The organism is Paenibacillus sp. sgz302115 (assembly GCF_056120445.1).
Map to the genome: position 1 here is coordinate 1 of NZ_JBVYOK010000038.1, position 23,631 is coordinate 23,631.

General features: G+C 44.4%; 17 protein-coding genes. 15 read left to right on the forward strand and 2 right to left on the reverse strand.

Annotated elements, in window-relative coordinates; translation table 11 throughout:
* Positions 1-170: 170 nt before the first annotated feature.
* Positions 171-1,805 carry a nitrite/sulfite reductase gene (locus AC0LWN_RS31640; protein ID WP_474672416.1) on the reverse strand — a complete coding sequence of 545 codons (1,635 nt, stop codon included), beginning with the start codon at positions 1,803-1,805 and terminating at the stop codon, positions 171-173.
* A gap of 426 nt (positions 1,806-2,231) precedes the next feature.
* Between AC0LWN_RS31640 and AC0LWN_RS31645 the strand changes: the two genes are divergently transcribed.
* The 5 genes from AC0LWN_RS31645 to galU all read left to right on the forward strand — a co-directional run bounded on the left by AC0LWN_RS31645 (position 2,232) and on the right by galU (position 9,448).
* On the forward strand, positions 2,232-2,441 hold the full coding sequence (locus tag AC0LWN_RS31645) for a DUF2759 family protein (RefSeq protein WP_474672418.1): 210 nt from the start codon (positions 2,232-2,234) through the stop codon (positions 2,439-2,441).
* Between the two features lie 172 nt (positions 2,442-2,613).
* Positions 2,614-3,774, forward strand: coding sequence for a S1C family serine protease (locus tag AC0LWN_RS31650; protein WP_474672420.1), 1,161 nt, complete (start codon positions 2,614-2,616; stop codon positions 3,772-3,774).
* Positions 3,749-5,722, forward strand: a complete 1,974-nt coding sequence (locus AC0LWN_RS31655) for a stalk domain-containing protein (protein WP_474672422.1) — start codon at positions 3,749-3,751, stop codon at positions 5,720-5,722. Before AC0LWN_RS31650 ends, AC0LWN_RS31655 begins: the two co-directional genes overlap by 26 nt.
* Before the next feature lie 114 nt (positions 5,723-5,836).
* Positions 5,837-8,356 (forward strand): U32 family peptidase, encoded by a 2,520-nt coding sequence (locus tag AC0LWN_RS31660; protein ID WP_474672424.1) that lies wholly within the window; start codon positions 5,837-5,839, stop codon positions 8,354-8,356.
* Between the two features lie 204 nt (positions 8,357-8,560).
* Entirely contained in the window at positions 8,561-9,448 is an 888-nt protein-coding gene (galU, locus tag AC0LWN_RS31665; protein ID WP_474672426.1) for a UTP--glucose-1-phosphate uridylyltransferase GalU, read from the forward strand.
* Positions 9,449-9,725: 277 nt separating this feature from the next.
* Here galU and AC0LWN_RS31670 read toward each other — a convergent pair whose 3' ends face one another.
* On the reverse strand, positions 9,726-12,473 hold the full coding sequence (locus AC0LWN_RS31670; RefSeq protein ID WP_474672428.1) for an O-antigen ligase family protein: 2,748 nt from the start codon (positions 12,471-12,473) through the stop codon (positions 9,726-9,728).
* A 124-nt stretch (positions 12,474-12,597) separates the two neighbouring features.
* On the opposite strand from AC0LWN_RS31670, the gene rfbA reads away from it, so the two are divergent.
* The 10 genes from rfbA (at position 12,598) to AC0LWN_RS31720 (ending at position 23,514) form a co-directional block, all read left to right on the forward strand.
* Positions 12,598-13,470, forward strand: a complete 873-nt coding sequence (rfbA, locus tag AC0LWN_RS31675; RefSeq protein ID WP_474672430.1) for a glucose-1-phosphate thymidylyltransferase RfbA — start codon at positions 12,598-12,600, stop codon at positions 13,468-13,470.
* Between the two features lie 54 nt (positions 13,471-13,524).
* Positions 13,525-14,073: a dTDP-4-dehydrorhamnose 3,5-epimerase gene (gene rfbC / locus AC0LWN_RS31680; protein ID WP_474672431.1), complete on the forward strand. Its 549-nt coding sequence runs from the start codon at positions 13,525-13,527 to the stop codon at positions 14,071-14,073.
* 61 nt (positions 14,074-14,134) lie between these two features.
* The gene (gene rfbB / locus AC0LWN_RS31685; protein ID WP_474672433.1) at positions 14,135-15,181 is read left to right on the forward strand and encodes a dTDP-glucose 4,6-dehydratase; all 1,047 of its coding nucleotides are present in this window, start codon (positions 14,135-14,137) and stop codon (positions 15,179-15,181) included.
* A 32-nt stretch (positions 15,182-15,213) separates the two neighbouring features.
* Entirely contained in the window at positions 15,214-16,068 is an 855-nt protein-coding gene (gene rfbD / locus AC0LWN_RS31690) for a dTDP-4-dehydrorhamnose reductase (RefSeq protein WP_474672435.1), read from the forward strand.
* A gap of 80 nt (positions 16,069-16,148) precedes the next feature.
* Positions 16,149-16,883 carry an ABC transporter permease gene (locus tag AC0LWN_RS31695; protein ID WP_474672461.1) on the forward strand — a complete coding sequence of 245 codons (735 nt, stop codon included), beginning with the start codon at positions 16,149-16,151 and terminating at the stop codon, positions 16,881-16,883.
* A 21-nt stretch (positions 16,884-16,904) separates the two neighbouring features.
* Positions 16,905-17,639 (forward strand): ABC transporter ATP-binding protein, encoded by a 735-nt coding sequence (locus tag AC0LWN_RS31700; RefSeq protein WP_474672437.1) that lies wholly within the window; start codon positions 16,905-16,907, stop codon positions 17,637-17,639.
* Positions 17,640-17,670: 31 nt separating this feature from the next.
* Entirely contained in the window at positions 17,671-18,528 is an 858-nt protein-coding gene (locus AC0LWN_RS31705) for an NAD-dependent epimerase/dehydratase family protein (protein ID WP_474672439.1), read from the forward strand.
* A gap of 48 nt (positions 18,529-18,576) precedes the next feature.
* Positions 18,577-20,466, forward strand: coding sequence for a rhamnan synthesis F family protein (locus tag AC0LWN_RS31710; protein WP_474672441.1), 1,890 nt, complete (start codon positions 18,577-18,579; stop codon positions 20,464-20,466).
* A gap of 75 nt (positions 20,467-20,541) precedes the next feature.
* Positions 20,542-21,960 carry an MBOAT family O-acyltransferase gene (locus AC0LWN_RS31715; protein ID WP_474672443.1) on the forward strand — a complete coding sequence of 473 codons (1,419 nt, stop codon included), beginning with the start codon at positions 20,542-20,544 and terminating at the stop codon, positions 21,958-21,960.
* Between the two features lie 12 nt (positions 21,961-21,972).
* Complete coding sequence (locus tag AC0LWN_RS31720) at positions 21,973-23,514, forward strand: alginate O-acetyltransferase AlgX-related protein (protein WP_474672445.1); 1,542 nt, start codon at positions 21,973-21,975, stop codon at positions 23,512-23,514.
* The last annotated feature ends 117 nt before the right edge of the window (positions 23,515-23,631 follow it).

The window sequence follows — 23,631 nt, forward strand, 5'->3', positions numbered from 1 at the left end:
AGGAAGGGGGGTCAAGCACTGGCGTAACCCAACCCAACCCAACCCAACCCAACCCAACCCAACCCAACCCAACCCAACCCAACCCAACCCAACCCAACCCAACCCAACCCAACCCAACCCAACCCAACCCAACCCAACCCAACCCAACCTCTCTACTAAAGCTGCGTCAGCTATAGAACCTCCGCGGCAAGAATCGCGGTCAGCTGCTCCTGCAGTGCAGGTACGCCAACACGTCGGGTGAAGGCGTGGAAATTCTCCTGCTCCTCCCGCTGTGCTGAATAGTAGGTGATCAGCTGTTCGAGAACCGGGCCGACCTGGTCGCCCTTCACGCGGCCCTTCAGTGGATGCGCGAATTCAGCCTCAGGGCCGTGGTCTCCACTGCCCAGTGTGCCGCCGACGGCGATGTCGAATGCATCGACCATGCCCTCAGGGGTTTTGATCAGCGTGCCTTGCAGGCCGATATCGGCAACATGCTTTTGTCCGCAGGCATTAGGGCAGCCGATGAAATGGAGGCGCAGCTTTTCATCAAGCTGGACATGTTCGTCCAAGTATTCAGCAACACTGATGGCCCGCTGCTTGGTTTCCACAATGGCCAAGTTGCAGAATTCATTGCCGGTGCAGGCGACGGTGCGGCTGATGAAGTTTTTGGCCGTTGGCGACAGCCGCTGCAGGACCGGTGCTTCCAGAAGGGCTCGGAGCTTCGCATCCGGCACCCCGCTGATGATGATGTTTTGCGTCATGGTGGTACGGAGCTTGCCTTCGCCGCAGGTATCGGCCAGCGCTGCAAGCTGTACCAGTTCATTACTGTTCAGCCGTCCAACCGGAACATTAAGGCCTACGTAGTTAAGACCTTCCTGAGACTGGGGATGAACTCCGTCAAAATAAGCCGCCTGCCAGCCCATCGTCTGATCCTCCCCGCGCGTCGGTAGCTCACCGACCACTTCAATAAGCTTTTCTCTGAATTTCTCCACTCCCCAGTCGGCGACAAGGAATTTCAGACGCGCATGATGGCGTTTCTCGCGGTAGCCGTAATCCCGGAACAGCGTGACCACACCGGCGGCTACCTTAAGCGCCTCTTCCGGCTTCACGAAGACATCCAGCTTTTGCGCCAAATGGGGTTTGGCCGATAGCCCTCCTCCTACCATCAGATGGAAGCCGGGAGTTTCAACGCCATTGATGATTTTTACAGCCGGTGTGTAGGCCAGATCGTTGATTTCCGCCTGTGCATTGTTGTAGCGGTTAGCGGATACGGAAATTTTGAATTTACGCGGAAGATTGGAGAAATCACGGTTCAGCATAAAAAAATCATTCAATTGCTCCACTATATCTGTAGTATCAAACAGTTCGTCCTTGTCGATTCCTGCCAGCGGGTTGCCGACAATGGTCCGCGGACAGTCGCCGCAGGCTTCAAAAGAATACAGCCCGGCAGCTTCCAGGCGCTTGAAGATATCCGGCAGATTCTCAACAGTCAGCCAGTGGAACTGGATAGCCTGGCGCGTAGTGATATCAACCAGATCCCGCCCGTACAATCTAGCGATTTCGGCCAGTGCCCTGGCCTGATCTGTGGTCATAATGCCAGTGTTGATGCGCACACGCATCATGAAATGTCCGTCACGCGGCTTTTGCTGGTATACACCAGCCCACTTGAACAGATCCAGATCATCTGCCGGGATGGAGCCATAGCCCTCCAGGGCATATTTTTCAATAATCGTGCGGATCACATCCAGGCCGTCTTTCTGCAGTTTGACGAATTCGAACTTGTTCAGCTTATCCGGTTCAGCACTCCAATGCGGTTCGTAAGCCATGCTTAGCACCCTCTCTATTTTATTCATATGCCCGATGGTAGCACAGTCCGCCGATGCCTGACAGTGAGGCTTGTAGCAGCCGCTATAACGATAATTTATACAAAAATAAGGTGCTGCTGATAGTTCGGGCAGGCATATACAGAGCATGTCCGCAGTAAGATTCAAAGAGTAGTATTTTCGTTGAATAATTACTAAGCCATCCAAACCGCTGCAAGTAAAATGTCCTTTGACAAAAGAATGCGTTAGCAAATGTCAATGATAGTTATCTCTAACGACCAGCAAATGTTCACACCAAAAAATATTTTCCGTGACAATTACATAATTTTTTAGGGATTTTCTATTGCGTCACTGAAATGGTAGCGATAACATAGAAGAAGATATGGATTAGATGAACTCGCTTGACCACACTTTCGGGGAGGTAATGCCATGCTGCTTGCTGAAGCTGCCGTGCAAGAGCCGTCTAAATTTCATACCTTCGATGTTTTTATGATTTTGTTCACGATCCTGATCCTTATTGGTCTCTTCCGTTTGCTTAGAGCGCCGCAGAAGAACAAATTTGCTATCGCCTTCGGAGTGGTGAGCTTGCTTGTGTTTGCCGTTTCCGACTATGCGATGGTGATGCACTGGTTAAGCTAGTACGCGGTGTATCGTTACTAGGAGCTGTCTCTGAGAAGGCAGGATACAATTGCAGAGCCAGATGTTTTCAAAAGACACCTTTAACCGCCAACGGCGCACCTAAAGGCGTCTTTTTCATTACTCAAGATATTTGTGGAGAGGGCCGGTGAAGGCGATGAAGTGGGGGAGTCGCATGTTTCAAAAGAGCCTTAGCTTGCTGCTGTGCGGAGTGCTGCTGTCAGGAGCGGCGGGCGGAACGCATTCTGCTCTGGCTGTGGCGTTCGCGGAAGGCAGCAAAAGCGCGGCGGCAGATGCAACTAAGGACGGGGCAATTAGGCAAGTTGGCAGTGCTGGAGCAGTCAGCAAAAAGAACGCAGCTGCCACGGCTGACCCCGTGCCGCAGATTATCAAGGAGGTCTCACCGTCTGTGGTGGGCATTATCGGCAAAAATACCGAAAGCCGCAACAGTGGACCGGATGACCGTTACAATCTAACCCACGGCTCCGGTATCATCGTCAAAGCGGACGGTTGGATCATAACCAATGCCCATGTCATGCAAGGATTACAGAACGCCGTTGTTGTGACAGCAGATGCAAAAACCTATAACATAACCGCCTCCTATCTCGATGAGGTCAGCGATCTGGCATTGATCAAAATCAACGCCAAGTCCCTGAAGCCCGCCAAGTTCGCCGGGTCAAAATTTGGCATCCAAGTGGGTGAGAAGGTTATAGCTATTGGAACTCCGGTTTCTTTTTCGCTGCGGAATTCGGCAACGGTAGGAGTGGTAAGCGGACTTAACCGTACGGTAGACGCATCTTACCGGCTGATTCAGAGTGATACGGCGATTAACCCCGGCAACAGCGGCGGGCCGCTGGTTAGCATGAAGGGTGAGGTGCTCGGTGTGAACAGCCTGAAATACGCTGCAGTCGGTGTGGAAAATATGGGCTTCTCCATTCCGGTAGATACGGTACAGTACATCATGGGCCAGCTGCTCAAATACGGTGAAGTTAAGCGCCCTAGTCTGGGGCTGGAGCTGGAGGAGAGCTGGTCCGCCATTGTCGGACTGCCTGCCCAGGACCCGCTGACTGTAACGAAGGTGGTGTCTGCAGAAGCCCAAAAGTCGGGCATCGCCGCTGGCGATGTTCTGTACGCAATTGACGGGCACCGTGTCGCTTCAATGGTGGATATTAACGAATGGTTCAAAAGCTACAAGCCGGGAATGTCAGTAAGGCTGCTGATGCAAAGCGACGGGGATATCGTTACCCGCAAGCTGGTGCTCGGTCAAGGCGATCCCCTAATCGGCGGAGAGGAAGCGGGAGGTGATGAAGATGCTGGCGCACAAGCGGATGAATAACAGACTGCCAAGTGCAGAAGGATGCAAGTCAGGAAGTGTACCTGTATGGCGTGGACTTTACACCTTGCTGGCGGTGTTGCTGTTGTTGACATTACTACCGGTCAAGGAAGTGCAGGCGGCGGAACAAAAGCTCCTGCAGCTCAGCCTCAAGGTCGGCAGTAACGTTGCAATCATTAATGGCGAGAAAATCACGATTCAAAAGCCTTTTGTGGACAACGGAGTGGTCCTGGTACCGCTGGGCGTGTTCAAAAAGGCCTTTGGCAGCACTGTCTCCCTGGATGGGAACGATGTGGTCAAGGTGATGTATGGGCCGCATACCGGAGCGCTGACTATCGGCAGCACTACGGCCTGGAAGGACGGAGTAAAAATCGTGCTTCCCTCTGTACCGCGCATGGTTTCGGGAACGCTGATGGTTCCGCTGCGTTTTGTGGCCGGAGTGCTTGGAGCACGGGTTCAGCCGGACAGCGGCGGCGGGCTGCTGGTGACACTTAAGCCTTCAGTGAATCAAGAAGAGACGGAGGAGAGTGCCGGTATCGACAGTGACGTTGGCAAGACCCGCATAGGCAATAGCTATTATGAGTGGAGCCTAAACTATCCTCCCGGTCTCGTTGTCGGTGACAGCGGCGGCAATGAAAGTGTAGCCACCTTTACGAGCGCAGAAAATCTATATTATCTGGAGATCCATGCTTCGCTGCTGGAGACGGCGTCAGATGCCGAAGGGCTGCTGGATAGATTGGTCCGTGCGGCTGAAGAAGGTGGGGAAACCATACTGGACCGTGAGACCTTTGAAGATGCACCAGTACCCTACGCGCGGATTGTGAGCAAGGATTCCAGCGGTGCTCTGTGGGAGGACAGACAATATTATGCCGGCGGGAGATTATATGAACTGTATTTGACTGACGACAAAGCGGCCAACTATAAGGATCTGAATAAATATGCTCTGCTGCTGAACTCCTTCAAGCCTTCATTCGATGCAAACGATAAAAGCATCCGTGATCTCTCCACCGTGGACAACGGCCTGCGCGTTGGCTACAACGACGATTTTGGCATAACGCTGCAGGTTCCGGCCGATTGGAGCATGGATGACCAGCATCTCTATTACGAGAGCAAGCAAGGAAGCTATCTGCGGGTAAAAGTGTCATCGGCACCGGCTGGCTCAACGCTGGAGAGCTGGAGCAAAGAGCTGGATTCCCAGATACAGGACAGTTATGTAGCGGATGCCTACGTGCTGCATGACAGTGTGCCGGCAAAAATCTCCGGTGAGCCAGTGTTGGTGAAGGAGACGGAGCTTAATTCAGGCAATGGCTGGAGCACGGAGTACCAAGTTCTGCTGCAGAAGGCAGGCTATCGTTACTACGTGGAGTATCTGGCCGCTGCGGGACAGGAGGAGCACAAGGCGGGATTCCAGAAGATTTTGAATACCATAGATATTGATTTCGCCACGATCAAGGAGAACTTCGGTCGTCTGGAGACGGAGGATTATGCGGCGCTCCGCAGCAAGGCCGTAACCAAAAGCTCCAAAGCCTACGGTTACAGCATCGACATTCCGCGGCTGTGGACACCATATCAGGATGCTTTTGAAACCCAGACTGTGGAGTACCGCTTCTCCGGTGGGCGTTTCCTGATCAATGTAAATCCTGAGGGCTCAGTGGAGTACGCCGTGAATTTGCTGCAAAGCTACTACAAGAACAGCAAAAACGACCCCAAGGGCCCACGCGTAATCAGTGTGGAAGAATCCACCTTTGCCGGAGTCCCGGCCACCATACTTACCGTGCAGCAGACCAAAAAAGGCGTTCCCAGCCGGACGCAGCAAATTATTTTTGGTAAAAACGATCTGGTCTACACCCTTACAGTTACACTGAACGACGCTAATGCGACCCCTGCGCAGCAGGCTGCTGTAGAGCAGACGCTGAAGTCTTTCCGGCTGACAAAAGACGCGAAACTGTAATAATAACTATATAAATCCTGGTAAACCGATGGCGCGCAGGTGTGATATTTGATACAATTAATAAGTTAAAAAGCTTTAAATGATCCGCCGGCAAGGCGGTTTGGGAGGATATAAATGAACGAGCAAGGAATACGCAGAGAAGACGTGGAGCTGCTGGCTCCGGCGGGTGACTGGGACTGCATGCGTGCGGCGGTGGCGAATGGGGCGGACGCTGTCTTTTTTGGCGTAGAAAAGTTTAATGCACGGGCGAGAGCCAACAACTTCCGTATGGACGAGCTGTCGGAAATTATGGCGTTCCTGCACAGCTATGGCGTGAAGGGCTTTCTGACCTTTAATATACTGGTGTTTGAGAATGAGCTGGCGGAGGCCAAGGAGCTGATTGACGCTTGTGTTGATGCCGGGGTGGACGCGGTGATTGTGCAGGATTTGGGTCTGGTAAAAATGATCCGCGAGATTTCGCCGGACTTTCCGATCCACGGTTCTACGCAAATGACGATTACTTCACCGGAAGCGGTGGAGTTTACGAAGCCTTGGGGGCTGGAGCGCGTAGTGCTTGGCCGCGAGAATAATCTGAAGCAAATCCGCACGATTGGGGAGCAGGCCCGCCTGCCGATGGAAGTGTTTGTGCACGGTGCGCTGTGTGTCTCCTATTCAGGCCAGTGCCTGACCTCGGAAATGTGGGGCGGACGCTCCGCGAACCGCGGTGAATGCGCTCAAGCCTGCCGTCTGCCGTATGATCTGATGGTGGATGGCGAAGTCAAGCCGATGGGCGATGTGACCTATTTGCTGTCGCCTAAGGATCTCGCAGCGATTGATCTGATGCCGGAGCTGATCGAAGCGGGAGTCACCTCCTTCAAAATCGAAGGCCGCCTCAAAAGCCCTGAGTATGTAGCGAACGTGGTAGGCAAATACCGCAAGGCGATTGACCGGTATTTTGACGGAAATTGGTCCAAAACCTCCAAAGAAGATTTACGCGAACTACAGCAAAGCTTCTCTCGCGGCTTCACGTACGGCTTCCTGGAGGGAACAAACAATAAGAAGCTGGTTGACGGGACCTTCCCGAAAAGCCGGGGTGTATATATGGGAACGGTCGAACAAATTCTCCGCGATGGCGTGGTCTGCCGTATTCATGCTCCGCTTAAGCGGGGAGACGGCATTGTGTTCGACGCCGGCGATCCGACCAAAAAAGAAGAAGGCGGACGCGTCTACGATCTGCGCCGTAAAGGCGTGAAGCTGGAAGGCGAAGCCGGAGAAGGCTGGATTATCGACATTGTGCCGGGGCGTAATGACGTTGACCTGCGCCGCCTGCATGTCGGCGACCGCATCTGGAAGACGAATGACCCTGCGCTCGACAAGGCGCTGCGCCAGACCTATGAGACCGAGAAGCCTTACCGGGTGTTCCCGGTGCATGTGAAGGTGGAGGGCCGCGCCGGCGAGCCGCTGGCCACCTGGTGGACGGACGTGCAGAAGAACGTCACCGTCCGTGTGGATTCGGAGCTGCTGCTGGAGACCGCGCAGAAGCGTCCGATGGATGCCTCCCTGCTGGAAGAGCAATTCGGCCGCCTGGGCGGGACCGTGTTCCAGCTTGAGGCATTAGAGTCGCATCTGGAAGGCGACGTGATCGTGCCTATGCGCGAGCTGAACAGCATCCGCCGCCACGCGGTGGAGCTGCTTGCGGGCGAGCGCCCGAAACCTCCCGTGTACGTGAAACGGGAGGTAGCGGTCTACGGCGGCGCTGCCCGCAGGGGCGCCGCAGGCCCGCGCGGTGAAGCGGTGCTCACCGCGTTGTGCCGCAGCCTGCCGCAGGTGCAGGCTGCCCTCGAAGCCGGCGTAACGAGCATTTACGCCGACTTCGAGTTCATCAAGCAGTTCCCGGCAGCGGTGGACGCTGTACGGGCTGCTGGGGCCAGCATCGCGCTGGCCACGCCACGCATTCATATGCCCGGCGAGAACGGCTACCATGCCAACATCCTGCGCTTGCAGCCGGATGCTGTCCTGGTGCGCAACACAGGCGCGCTTTATTACTACCTGAAGCACCGCATGGAACAGCCGGATGCCGTGCATCCGCGCCTGATCGGCGATTTCTCGCTGAATATCGCCAATCACAGAGCGGTGGATCTATTCCTTGAAGCAGGCTGCGACAGGGTTACGCCATCCTATGACCTGAACATCCAGCAGATGGTTGACCTGCTGGAACGCAGTGATACCTCGCGTATGGAGGTCGTAATCCATCAGCATTTGCCGATGTTCCATACGGAGCATTGCGTGTATTGCACCTTCATGAGCGAAGGCACAGACTATACGAACTGCGGACGTCCTTGTGAGGAGCATCGCGCTTCCCTGCAGGACCGGATTGGCATGGCCCATCCGGTCCGCGTAGACGAAGGCTGCCGCAACACAGTCTACAATGCCGTTGAACAGTCCGGTGCGGAATACCTGAACAATTTCCGCGAGTTGGGCGTTTCCTCATTCCGTGTCGAGTTTCTGGAAGAAACGCCGGAGCAGGTCGCAGAGGTCATCAGCCTTTACAGCCGTGCACTGCGCGGAGAAATTTCCGGCACACAGGTATGGAGAAGCCTGAAGGCCACCAACCAGCTTGGGGTAACACGCGGACAATTAGTAAACGCCAAGTAACCTAAAAAATCAATTCAGGGCCAGTGTGTCAGGAGAGTCTTGCAGATAGAGACAAGCTCCCAGCACATTGGCCCTTTTTTTCCAGCATTCACTAGAGCCTCACTGCCAAAAATCACCCATAACTGCTATAATTAAAGTAATAATGTTATTTTCCTATTAGATCTGAACTAGATTTGAAGAGAAAATTATAGAAGGAGTCATGTTATGAAGATCCGTAAGGCCATTATTCCCGCTGCCGGTCTCGGCACCCGTTTTCTGCCCGCGACCAAAGCAATGCCCAAAGAAATGCTGCCGATAGTAGACAAGCCAACGATCCAATATATTGTTGAAGAGGCTGTTGCTTCCGGCATTGAGGATATCATCATCGTAACGGGGAAAGGCAAACGTGCAATTGAAGACCATTTTGACAATTCGTTTGAGCTGGAGTTTAACTTGGCTGAGAAACAAAAGTGGGGGCTTCTGGAATCTGTCCGTAAATCCTCTGAAATGGCCGACATTCACTACATCCGTCAAAAAGAACCGAGAGGCCTCGGACATGCCATCTGGTGTGCCCGCAAATTCATTGGGGATGAACCGTTTGCTGTATTGCTCGGGGATGATATCGTCCAAGCAGACAAGCCCTGCCTTAAGCAGATGATTGAAGTCTATGAACAATACAAGTCTTCCATTGTCGGCGTTCAGCCTGTGCCTTGGGAAGAGGTCTCGCGGTATGGTCTGGTAGATGGTACGGAACTGGCTGAAAGGGTCTACAAAGCCAACCGTCTGGTGGAAAAGCCGAAGAGAGAAGAGGCTCCGTCCAATCTTGCGATTCTGGGCCGATATATTTTAACTCCGCGTATCTTCGACATGCTTGGTGAACAGCAGGTAGGTGTTGGCGGAGAAATTCAGCTTACGGATGCGATCGCCCATCTAAGCGAAGTGGAGCGAATCATCGCCTATGATTTTGAAGGCAAACGCCATGACGTCGGCGAGAAAATGGGCTTCATCCAGACGACCATCCACTATGCCCTTCAGCATGAAGAGCTCAAAGAAGGCCTGCTCGACTATCTTAAAGAGGTAATAGAGAGCGAAGCTCAGAACCTAGCGAAGTAAATAACTGTTTAAAACAGCTTCGAACACTATTCATTTATCTCACACGCAAAATTGAAATCAATAGCGCCCCGCCGATCCAAGTCAGCTAAGCGCTATTTCAACTTTAGAATATGCATGAATTACACAAAACAGCGGTTCACACAAAAAAACGGGTACAGCCCTTTGTTAAGGGTGCACCCGTTTTTGCTTAACCAAATAAATAGCTGTTTAAGTTGCATAATATAAGTTTCTACAGCAGCGTATGCTTTCCATGGATGGCTTAGCCGACTTTCTGGTATTAGTACTGCGTATTTACAATCTCATCAATCTTGGCTGCTTCCGCAGCGTCCGCTGCAATCAGCTTGTCATAGATCGTTTGATCCTGGGCAAGGTTAGCTTTCTTCAATGCTGCCAGATACCAACGAGCAATCTCGCGGTTAGTGGCATCGCTGTAATCTTCGCTCAGCCCAGTCTTCAAGGTATCCGAGGCTGCCTGGATCTGACCCGCCATCAGCTGGATTTTGCCTGCGTTCAGCGCAATCACCGGAGTGATGGCGAGCGACTGGCTTTTCAGGTCTCCAAGCACCTGATTATAAGCATCAAGGCCGGCATCCAGATACGCTGTTTTACCGTCAACATCCTGCTGCGTAAAAGCTTGCTGAGCCAACTCATAAGAGCGGGCGATCAGCGAACTGTACCAATTCGTATCCCAAAAAGTTCCACTGCTCAAGACGTCAGCATAATTGTTGCTGAGTCCAAGCTTTAAGGTTGCCGCAGCTTCATCATTTTGTCCATTTAGTACCTGCAGTTTAGCGACGTTCAGGGCAATGCTTGGCGTTACCGAGAACGGACGTCCCTGCAACTGCTCTTTAGGCAGAGTTTTCAGATGTTCTACACCGTCAGTCACATGCTTGTATGCATTCAGACCTGTTGTCACGTATTCCTGAGTTTTAGCTTCGTCTTTTTGAGCATTCGCGGCACTTGCCAAAGTCTGGGCACGTCTGATGAGCTCATCGTACCATTTAATATCCCAGTTGAATTTATCGGCGTTATCCCGGTAGATGGCGAAGGCGAGGTCGCCCTGACCCTTCAAATCGTAATATGCAGCCAATTGCTTTAATATATCCTTATTGTAAGGCTCGTCTTTTAGCGCACGAGATAATATACTGAAATCTTCGTTAAGGTATTGCTCATCTTTGGTCTGGCCGTACACCTGCTGATCCATAGAAGAAAGGTAGATGACGGCTTCCGGATGATACGGACGGTCCTTTAAGGTTGCAATCAAAGGCGCTTTAAGCTCCTCATAGGACTGGCTCACACCCATTATTTGTTTGAACTTCATGGCCGAACTGCTGGAGCTGATGGCTGTGATTGAAAGGAACAACATGAAGACCGTGCAAACCGCCAGGACCCCAAGGTAACCGAAACGCATACCTGCTTTATTCCAGTTGAGGCGCAGCGGCTTGCTGTCCATCGTAACGCCCATTCCGGCAAGACCGATAAAGACCAGAATTCCCATAAAAGCGTAGCTCAAGTTAAAGTCCAGTAAGCTGTGGAGAAGAATCGATAAAGCAATGATGTAGAAAATGAATCCATTATGAAAGTCATCTTTGTCTCGTTTGAGATACGCGCGGATATATTTATAGAAGATATAGCCGATAAAGCCCATGAACACAATAAATCCGACAATGCCGACCTCAATCAAATATTGCAGGAAGAAGTTATGCGCCTGACGGCTTGTATACGGGTTGTTCTGGTAGTGCTCATACAGCGAAGCCCAGCCCCCGCCCCCGGCGCCAATAATCGGATAATCCTTAACGACCTTTATGGCATCCTTATAAAAAGTGATCCGCTCCAGTACACTGTGCTGCTTGAAGTTGATGTTCTCCAGACGCGTCTCCATATTGGCAGGCAGAATGCTGCGCACGCTTGTTCCGATCAGCAGAAAAGCGACAATGGCTACCAGCACGACGGACAGCAGCGGAAGCCACATACCCGTAAGCTTGCGGGATTCCCAACCTCCGAGCTTGTTCTGCAGCCAAGGTTCCACAAAACGTTGAACCACCCAGCCAAGTCCGGCAACAACGGCAGAGGCTCCAATCAGATAGGCCCAGCCTTTGAATGCAGCGGCAGAAGTGAAGGCGGTGCTTAGCTCTGTACCGATATTCGTCAGAGGGCTTGCAACCGCCAGGGAAGCAACTCCGGCAATACCAAGGTGGATGATCCAGAGAATCTGCTTAGTAGGCTTCAGGGATAACAGCAGCACGATAAAAACAACAGGCAGCATGACAAGTCCGCCGCGGGACAAGGTTAGCAGCAGGGATACGATGATAGGCACGAGTATAAATCCGTGAGTCAGTGTACCGTACCATTTTTTAGAACGAACCAAAGCAAAAACGGCTACGAATAAAAATGCCATCAGGAAGGCTGCATATGTATTCGCATACTGGAAAACAGATGTAAGCCGCAGACCGTTCGAGTCCGTCATTACCGCATCCAAATATTTTCCGCCGCGCACTGTGCTGGAGAACCATCCGACCAGTGCACCGGCAAATTTCGAGCCGCCCAGCCAGTTCACCAGTCCAAAGCCCACAATGAAATATGCAATCGCCAGTACGGCATTTTGAATGACAACATTTAGTTGCTTTTGCTTCAAGAGATATAACGCTATAATGAATATTGCAATATACATACTCTGAACAAAGAGCATGTTCATCGCCATATAATGCGAAACCGCAGCAAATAGCGACAGCGCATACGTTATGGGCAGCAATATCGCAGCCACAGCCAGCAAGTCACTCTGCTCCTCCAGCTTGAACTTCTTATAGAACAAGCCTATCCAGACTAGCAGCAGCAGGCCGCTGAGCAATGACGCTACATAGATCGGCCTTTCAAAATCAATCTGCTGTCCATTAAACAATCCTACTTGAAACGGGGTCCACACCAAAAACATAATGAAAGCAACAACCAATGCCCACACCGAGCTGGATATCTTTTCAACATTTCTCGACTGAGCAGCATTTTTACCGTATACTGGTTTCGACACGTTTTAATCTCCTTTTCCTGTAGGTACGTCAATATTTTAGCATAACCAGGTACGTCGAGTCAGCACAAATGAATGGAATTGTAATACATATTAATTATAGTACTGAGAGGGGTTTCGTTTTTTTATGAAGGGAATTATTCTAGCCGGGGGTTCAGGAACAAGATTGTATCCCTTGACAATTGCTATATCGAAGCAAATCATTCCAGTTTACGATAAACCAATGATTTATTATCCATTATCAGTATTGATGCTTGCTGGAATACAAGAAATACTGATAATTTCTACACCAAGAGATATTAATGGTTTTAAAGAATTGTTTGGAGATGGCGCACATCTCGGGCTGCAAATCTCATATGCAATTCAAGAAGAACCACGAGGCCTGGCAGAAGCATTTATCATAGGAGAGGACTTTATCGGTGGCGAACCAGTATCCCTAATCTTAGGGGATAATATCTTTTACGGTCAAAGTTTCGGGAGATTCCTCAAAGAAGCTGCAGAATTAAAAACGGGTGGAACCATCTTCGGTTATTTTGTTAAGAATCCAGAAGCTTATGGAGTAATTGAATCAGATGAAAATGGAAAAGTTATTTCCATAGAAGAGAAACCTGCTAATCCTAAGTCCAACTACGCAGTGCCAGGCCTTTATTTTTATGATAATCAAGTTGTGGAAATTGCAAAAAGTATTAAACCCTCTGCAAGAGGAGAGCTTGAGATAACAGAAGTGAATAATGAATATTTACGAAGAGGCATGCTGAACGTCAAACTTTTAGGAAGAGGCATGGCGTGGATGGATACTGGAACACATGATGCTATGCTGGAAGCAAGCAATTTTGTTGAGGCGATACAGAAGCGACAAGGGTTGTACGTGGCGTGTATAGAAGAGATTGCCTTCAAAAAGAAATACATTACAAAAGAGCATTTGTTAGAATTGGCTAAGCCGCTTTTGAAAACCGATTATGGTAAGTATTTGGTAATGGTCGCAGAAGATTTTATATAATTACCGATTTGGTATCAGAACTGAATAATATACACTTTTTATTAGGAGGGCACTATGGGACAATTTCTATTTCACAATACTAATATTGATGGCCTTATGATTATTGAACCGCAAGTATTTGGGGACAGTCGCGGCTATTTTATGGAAACATATAATTATACCGATTTTAAGAATGCAGGTTTGGACATGGTATTCGTTCAAGATAACCAATCCAAGTCCAAAAAAGGGGTACTTCGAGGTCTTCATTTCCAAACTCAGTATCCTCAAGGAAAGCTAGTACGTGTTCTTTCCGGTGAAGTGTTTGATGTTGCTGTAGATTTACGAAAGGACTCTCCCACATATAAACAATGGCAAGGAGTCTTACTATCTGGAGAAAATAAAAAACAATTTTATGTTCCAGAGGGATTCGCTCATGGATTTGTAGTATTATCAGAAGAGGCTGAATTTGTATATAAATGCACAAATTATTATCACCCTGAATATGAGAGTGGTGTTATCTGGAATGATCCGGAACTTAATATTGATTGGAAAATAAATACTAGCGATGTTTTACTGTCTGAGAAGGATAAGAAGCTAAAAACACTAGTGGAGCTAGGGTTGTAAGCGTACGTGATTGTTGAGAATTAAATCTTATAAAAAAACAACCGAATGAGGAGAAAAATGAATGTCTATTGACAATAACATTAAATCAATATTGGTGACAGGCGGTGCAGGTTTTATAGGGAGCAATTTTGTGCTGCACATGATTGCAAAATATCCAAATTACAAAATTATCAATTTAGATGCACTGACTTATGCAGGAAATTTGGATAATCTTAAAAGCATAGAAAAAAATGAGAATCATGTGTTTATTAAGGGAGATATTTGTGATAGTGAGTTGGTTAACAGGATCTTCGAGGAGTATGATCCAACTGCCGTTGTGAATTTTGCAGCAGAGTCGCATGTTGACCGAAGCATTGTTGATCCACAAGTGTTTCTGAGAACAAACATTTTGGGTACACAGACGTTGTTGGATGCCTGCAAAAATCATTGGTCTTCTAAACCTGATACAAAATATGTTCAGGTATCCACAGATGAAGTATATGGATCATTGGGGGAAACGGGGTATTTTGAAGAGACAACTCCTTTAGCGCCTAATAGTCCATATTCTGCAAGTAAGGCATCTGCAGATATGTTTGTCAGAGCATACCATGAGACTTTTGGATTGAATATTTCAATCACAAGATGTTCAAATAATTATGGTCCATATCATTTTCCTGAAAAGTTAATTCCCTTGATCATTTCAAATGCACTTGAAGATAAAGAAATTCCTGTTTACGGCGATGGGATGAATATCCGTGATTGGTTATTTGTTGAGGATCATTGCAGGGCGATTGATTTAGTGCTTCATAATGGTAAGCCTGGAGAAGTTTATAATGTTGGTGGACATAATGAGAAAGCCAATATTGAAATTGTTAATATTGTTCTAGAAGAGCTTAACAAGCCGAAATCCCTTATTAAATATGTAGAGGACAGATTGGGGCATGACAGAAGATATGCGATAGACCCTGCCAAGATTAAAAAAGAATTAGGTTGGGAACCCCAGGTTATGTTTGAAGAAGGGATTCGTATGACTATACGTTGGTACTTGGACAATCAAGAGTGGCTTAATAAAGTGCGCAGTGGAGACTATATGGAATATTACGAAAAGATGTATACAGAAAAATTGTAGTGAAATGATCGCGAGTTTTTAGGAGAATGAATATGAAGGTGTTAATTACTGGTGCAAAAGGGCAGTTGGGGCATGATATCGTCCAATTACTATCAAAACTCGGCATTGAAAATATAGGAACCGATATATCGATGCTTGATTTGACTGAGATGGAGAAGACAACCAAATACATTCGGGAGTATTGTCCCGATATTGTTATTCATTGTGCTGCTTTTACTGATGTCGATAAAGCGGAAATTGAATCAGATAAATGCAGGATGCTAAATGTAACAGTAACTGCGAATATTGCTTCAATTTGTAACGAAATTAACGCAAAGCTTGTATACATTAGTACTGACTATGTTTTTTCTGGAGAGGGCACAACACCGTATGAGACAAACTCCGAGACTCATCCTCTTTCAGTTTATGGGAAAACTAAGTTGGAGGGAGAAAAGGAAATTCAACTGAGGACTGACAAATACTTTATAGTTAGAACTTCTTGGGCATTCGGCACTGGAGGGAAAAATTTTGTGGAAACAATTTACCGCCTAAGCCGCGAGAAATCTACGATAAATGTTGTTTTTGATCAGGTGGGTTCACCTACGTTTACCGAGGATCTTGCTATTCTTATTGTTGAGATGATGCAGTCTGAGAAATACGGGATATATCATGCAACTAACGAGGGATATTGCAGTTGGGCTGAGTTTGCTGTTGAGATTATCAAGCTGACAGGTTCAAACACACATACAAACTTTGTGACTTCAGAAGAATATTTGACAAAAGCTATTCGACCGAAAAACTCAAGGCTATCTAGGACAAGTCTAGATGAAGGTGGTTTCAACCGTCTACCGGTTTGGCAAGATGCTTTAGTTAGATATTTGGAAAAAACCAATTTGTTAAGTCGATGATCGGTTAATTGAGTCAAATAACTATACAGGGACAGGATAAAATGAAATATTTTAATAATTTTTGGAAATACAAAGGACTGATGAGAGAATTTGTAATCAGAGACCTGAAAATTAAATATCGGCGCTCTTTTTTTGGTTATCTGTGGAGTTTATTGAATCCATTGCTTATGATGATCGTTCTGTCAGCCGTGTTTTCAAGCATGTTCAGGTTTGATATTCCTAATTTCCCAATATATTTATTATCAGGACAAATTATCTTTAATTTTTTTTCAGAAGCAACAACTATGTCTATGCATTCTATCCTCTACTCGGGACCATTAATTAAAAAGGTGTATGTTCCCAAATATATTTTTCCTATTTCAAGGATATTATCTTCATTTGTAACATTACTATTCTCCTTAGTTGCAATAATTATTGTTATTATTGCAACCCATGTTAAGATAACACCGCATATCCTGCTTTTTCCGCTGCCCTTGCTGTATATCTTAATTTTTGCGATAGGAATAGGTCTTATACTCTCTGTATTGACTGTTTATTTCCGCGATATGCTGCATCTGTATACAGTACTCTTGTCTGCTTGGACATACCTGACTCCAATTTTTTATCCCGTCAGTGTTGTTCCCGACTATGTTAAATCAATTATATACTCTAATCCTATGTATTATTATGTCGAAGCTTTCCGGGATGTTGTATTGTATAATCGTTTTCCCACGGTACAAACTAATATGATGTGTATCATATTCGCGTTACTTTCTTTATTTATAGGTCTCTTTGTCTTTTACAAAAATCAACATAAATTTGTATTGCATATTTAGTTGAACGGAAGTGTTAGAACTATGCCAGAATATGCTGTAGAAGTATCAGAAGTTTCAATGCGATTTAACTTAGAGAAAGAGATTACAACTAGCTTTAAAGAGTACATGATTAAACTCTTAAAAAAAGATGCTAATCCCAAAGATGATTTTTATGCTCTTCAAAATATTTCTTTTAAGGTGGAAAAGGGCGATTCATTTGCGATTGTCGGTGGCAACGGGTCCGGAAAAAGCACAATGCTTAAACTAATATCAGGCATATTTAAACCTTCTGGTGGAAGTATAAAGGTAGTTGGTAGTATAGCGCCACTAATAGAGCTAGGCGCAGGTTTTGATTATGAACTAACAGCTGCTGAAAATATATTTCTTAATGGTGCTGTATTAGGCTACTCCAGAAAAGAGATGCGAGATAAGTTTGATGAGATTATAGAATTTGCCGAGCTTGAAAGCTTCGTTGATGTTCCTTTGAAGAACTTTTCATCCGGTATGGTAGCACGTTTGGGATTTTCGATTGCAACATTAGTTAAGCCTGAGATATTAATTGTCGACGAAATCCTGTCTGTCGGTGATCAAGCATTTCAGGAAAAATGTGAAAGAAGAATGAATGAAATCACTTCAGGCGGTACTACATTAATTTTAGTTTCACACTCTATTGAACAGGTCAAGAAGGTTTGTAACAATGGGATTTGGATAAAAAAGGGTGAACAAATGATTGTTGGAGAGATTAATGAGGTATGTGACGCCTACCTGCAAGGATAGTTAATTATTACTAGATAGGAAGTGTTAAGTAATGTTAAGAGGGAAAACCGTTCTGGTTACTGGAGCGGGGGGTTATATTGGCCGCCATGTAGTAAAATCTCTATTAGATTTAGGGGTTAATGTTTCTGCTGTAGATTCCAATACTGGTAATATCGATATCCGCGCAAATACTATTGAGTATAACATTTTTTCCGATCAAAGTGACATATATAAAGCGCTGGGAGAACCGGATATTTGTTTACATTTGGCTTGGAGAGATGGCTTTATTCATAATTCAGACGCACATATGCAGTATCTTTTCTCACATTATAAATTCATTAAGAATATGACCGAGGGTGGATTAAAGCATGTGGTTGTTATGGGAACAATGCATGAAGTAGGGTATCATGAAGGCGAAATTGACGAAGATACCCCCACCAATCCTTCTTCTCTATATGGAATAGCCAAAAATAGCCTACGCCAAAGTCTTGAGAGCCTCTTAAAGGATAGTGGTGTTGTTTTTCAATGGCTCCGTGCTTTTTATATTTACGGAGATGATTTGAAGAGTAATTCTATATTCTCTAAAATTATCCAAGCGGTACAGGATGGAAAAGAATATTTTCCATTTACTACTGGACAAAACAAGTACGATTTTATTGCTGTAGATGAGCTTGCAAGGCAAATTGCTCTTAGCTCAATCCAAACAGAAGTAACAGGAATTATAAACTGTTGCTCGGGTACACCTGTATCATTGGGGGATCAGGTTGAGAGATTTATTAAGAAAAATAACTATAATATTAAGCTTCAATATGGCGCTTATCCTGATCGGATTTATGATTCTCCTGCAGTTTGGGGCAGTTCCCGAAAAATAAATAAGATCATTCAAAATTATGAGCAGGCATACAAGTGAGAACATCGCTAATGGGGTTACATAAGAGTTAGAACGGAGGACATCGGGTTGTTATTAACGCATAAAGATGAGATAAAGCGCTTAGGGATTTTCTTTTTTTATGATAAGGAAGGTATTGTCGACGAGTATATTATTTATCTATTGGAACAGATGAAGAAGAGTACTAGTAATCTCTTAGTAGTATGTAATGGTAAATTAACAGCAGAAGATAGGCTCAAATTACTGGCAGTTGCTGACGATGTGTTTGTTAGAGAAAATAAAGGATTCGACGTCTGGGCTTATAAAGAAGGTATGGAATTTTATGGCTGGGATAAATTATCCCTGTTTGATGAAGTTATATTGTTTAACTTTACAATATTCGGTCCACTCTATCCGTTTGAAGAAATGTTTCTTGAAATGGACAATAGGGATTTAGACTTTTGGGGAATAACGAAATACCATGAATACACGGTTGGAGATCCTTTTGGTACTATTAAATATGGTTATATTCCAGAACATATTCAATCTCATTTTATAGCCATTCGAAATGACATGTTGAAGAGCTATGAATTTAAGCGCTATTGGGACAATATGCCTATGGTGAATTCTTATGAAGAAGCTATCGGTTTCCACGAGGCTATATTTACTAAAGATTTTGGTGACAAAGGCTTCCGTTGGGATGTATATGTTAATACAGATGATTTAGAGAAACATGTTCCGCATCCTATATTAATGATGCCCCTCGAGTTAATTAAAAATAGGAAATGTCCAATCATCAAGCGAAGAACTTTTTTCCATCATTACTCTGATTTTATGGCCCATACTAGTGGAGAACCTTCGGTTGAAGCCTATAACTTCCTGAGGACTAATTTGGATTATGATACGAACCTAATTTGGGACAATATTTTGCGAACCTGTAATCAGGCAGATATAAAGCAGGCATTAAATTTCAATTACGTTCTTCCTTCAACAACTAGATTGCCAGGACTACCCTCTGACAGAAGTCCAAAAGTTGCTTTGGTATTCCATATTTATTTCACTGATTTAATAGATTATTGTTTGAATTATGCATTATCCATGCCTCCTGAAGCAGATATCTATGTAACAACAGATACTGAAGAGAAACAAAAAATGATTCAGCAGGCATTCTCTAAATTAGAATGTGCTCGTTTTGAAGTAATCCTTATTCAGAATAGAGGACGGGATGTAGGGGCTTTGTTGGCAGGATGCAAAGATTTCTTGATGGATTATGATTATGTCTGTTTCGCACATGATAAGAAAACTGCACAACTAGAGCCCTATATAAAAGGAGAATCTTTTGCATATAAGTGTTTTGAGAATATTCTAAAGAGTCGAGAGTTTGTAGATAACATTATTACTACTTTTGAAAGTAACCCTCGTTTAGGATTACTATCCCCGCCCCCCCCAAATCATGCTGAATTTTATATTACTATTGGAATGGAATGGAGCATAAATTTCGAAGTCACTAAAAAGCTAGCTGAAAAATTAAAATTGAAAGTTAATATGGCTGAAAATAAAGAGCCGGTTGCTCCGTTAGGTACTATGTTTTGGTTTAGACCGAAGGCTTTAAAAACTTTAATTGAATATGATTGGAAGTATGAAGATTTCCCTAAGGAACCTAATTTATCAGACGGAACACTTCTGCATGCTATTGAACGCATTTATCCATTCGTAGCTCAACATGAGGGTTATTATCCTGCATGGCTACTTAATGATGATTTTGCTAGAATTGAAATTACTAATCTGTATTACATGCTCCGGGAAATAAACATGCAGTATTTTAGTAAATTCGGACCAGCTACTCATTTTGCAGTGGTTACAAATTTGCAGCACAGCATTAGACCTTCCATTAAAGTAAGAATTAAAATGCTTCTAAAAAAACATTTGCCAGTATGGTTGAAAAATATACTGAAAAAGTTTAGGAATTATATCAAGTAAAACTCTAGAACAATGTATTGGGAGATAATTTAGAAGGTTACTAAAGTTCACAAGATCTCCGGGAAGAGGTATGCAATGGTATTTAGTTCCTCCGTTTTTTTATTCTTTTTTTTACCGTTAGTACTGCTGATTTATTATTTATTAAAGGTTGAATATAGAAATATATTTTTGTTGGGTGCAAGTCTCTTTTTCTACGCATGGGGAGAGCCTCGGTTTGTTCTAGTCATTATTCTTTCGATACTAATCAACTATATTTTTGGGTTTCTTATTCATTTATTCCAGGATCGAAGCAGTCTTTGGGGTAGTAGGGTTATGATGCTTATAGGAGTAGTAGCCAACTGTGGACTGCTTTTCTATTATAAATACTTCGATTTTTTTATTTCTAGTGTTAATACAGTTACGGGAATGGACATTGCGTTGAGGCATATTGTTTTGCCTATTGGGATATCTTTTTTCACATTTCAAGGACTATCTTATGTAATTGATGTTTATTTTAAGAAGGTTGAAGTACAAAGGAACATTATAAAATTTGCATTATTTAAATCCTTTTTCCCGCAGTTAATTGCTGGACCGATTGTTAGGTATGTTGATGTTCATGATCAAATTGATAATCGCTCTACTACCGTGGATGATTTTGCTTATGGTGTAAGGCGTTTTGTTATGGGTTTGGGAAAGAAAGTGATTATAGCTAATACTTTAGGACAGATAGCTGATAATATTTTTACACTACCTGCTCATCAAAACTCCTTAACTACCGCATGGATAGGAGCTATCTGCTATACGTTGCAAATATACTTCGATTTCTCTGGCTATTCTGATATGGCTATTGGTCTTGCGAGAATGTTTGGCTTTAAATTCCGTGAGAACTTTGACTTCCCATACATCTCAAAAAGCATAACTGAATTTTGGCGGAGATGGCATATCTCGCTTTCTTCATGGTTTAGAGACTACATCTACATTCCTTTGGGTGGGAACAGGAAAGGCAATGTTTATGTGAATTTGCTTATTGTTTTTATAGTTACAGGACTTTGGCATGGTGCCGCTTGGAACTTTGTAGTATGGGGATTGTGGCATGGTCTATTTACTATATTAGAACGTATGGGAAGGAAAATTAATTTCAAATTCAAAATACCATCGGCAGTTCGGTGGGGATATACAGCTCTAGTAGTCATAGTTGGATGGGTTCTTTTTAGGGCTCCTGATTTAGAGTATGCGTTGAATTATTTAAAAGTAATGTTTGGTCTATTAAAACCTTATGATATGGGCTTTAGTGTAGGCTATTATTTAAGCCCTATGGTTATTACTGTGCTTATATTAGCTTGCATTTCCTCATTACCAATTTCTAAGTATATTAAGGACAATATCGGAGGGTATGAAGAATATAGCACTTTCAGTTTATTACTGCAAAATGTCTACATCGCGGTGCTGTTGGTTATTTGTGTGATGTTCATGGCAACATCGACCTACAATCCGTTTATATACTTCCGGTTTTGAAAGGACTATTCTATGAAGGCATCCAAAACGTTTAGCGTTATAACAACAGTAATGTTCATAGGTATTATTTCTATTCCCTTGATATTTGTTAATAAGAGTTCGGGGAAAGTGTCAGTGGCGGAGAATAGGATGTTGGCAGCATTTCCATCTTTTAAGAGTTCAGACGGTTCTCTGAATAATCATTTTGCAGCAGATTTCGAAAGCTGGTTTAGTGACAACTTTGGATTAAGGGATAAACTTGTAATGGCTAATACCAGTCTTCAATACCGTTTATTCGGTAAGTTGACTAAAACTGATACGATGATAGGCAAAAATGAATGGTTATATTATGTTACACCTGAGATCATTAAAGACTACCAACATTTAAACTTACCGTCTGAAACTGACCTTAAGCTTTGGAGTAATTCGCTGGAGCAAGTAAATTCCTTTTTAAAGTCTAAAGACATACCGTTTATGATGATGATGAATTTAGATAAGAAGACTATCTATCCTGAGAATTACCCGGATACGATTAAAAAGGTAGGTAATGTTTCAAGAACTGATATTCTGCAAGAATACTTGGGCAAACATACAGATTTAGACTTCTTTACACCGAAAGAAACTCTTTTACAAAATAAGTCAAAAGCGACATTGTACTCACCTAGATATGATAATGGTCATTGGAATAACTACGGAGCTTTTTTAGGGTATTTAGAGCTAATGAATAATGTGAAAAAGTATTATCCAAATATTCATTCTTTGAGTTGGGAAGATTTTAATGTGACAACTTATCCTAGAGAGATGAAAATTTATGGAACGATACCTTTTAAAGAAGATGATTATGCATTTAATCCGAAGAAGAGTTTTACAGCGGTCCAACTTACTGGAGAGTTGGATAATATAAATTTAACTTATCCAAACCTAGTGTATTCGTATAAGAATGTTAATTCGAAGGGACCAAAACTACTTTTGCTTGGAGATAGTTATATGTATGGATTTTTGCTGCCTGATTTAGCAGAAAGCTTCTCCGAGCTTACCTTTGTTCATGCAGACAATATAGATAAAGTAAAGATGTTAACAGAATCCTTAAAGCCTGATTTGGTCATTTACGAAAATGCAGAACGAATGTTTGATCATGCAATGAACAGTTTGATCAATACATCCGAGAACTATACCGAATATCACAATTATCAATCTTTGCCTATAGTTGAAAAACCAGTGATGTGGGTTGACTATGTCAACAATGAAACGGTTCAGGAGCAACAGAATGAATTGTTAATAGATCCTTCAAAAAAAGTAACAAGCATATCGGGCTGGGCCATCGATGACCAAGTGAAAAAAACAGCCAGTCAAATCTATTTAAAGGTTGGGGATCAATACTACTCAGGTTTATACGGATTAGAACGGACTAGTGTATCTGGTTTTTTTAACAATGCTGACCTCATCAAAACAGGATTTACCTTTTACGTAAATACTGCTGATCTTGCAAAAAACAGTAAGGTTAGTTTAGTCATTATCTCGCATGATAAGACATATCAATACGCTCCTAAAGAATTCACTGTGAAACTTAAGTGAAAGGTTGACGGTCGTTCGATTTATTCGAATTACCGTCTTTTTGTTGTGTACATTTCTCTCCGCCTTAATAGATTCACCAAAACGGTCCAGCAGAATATCTTATAAAGAAATATTCTT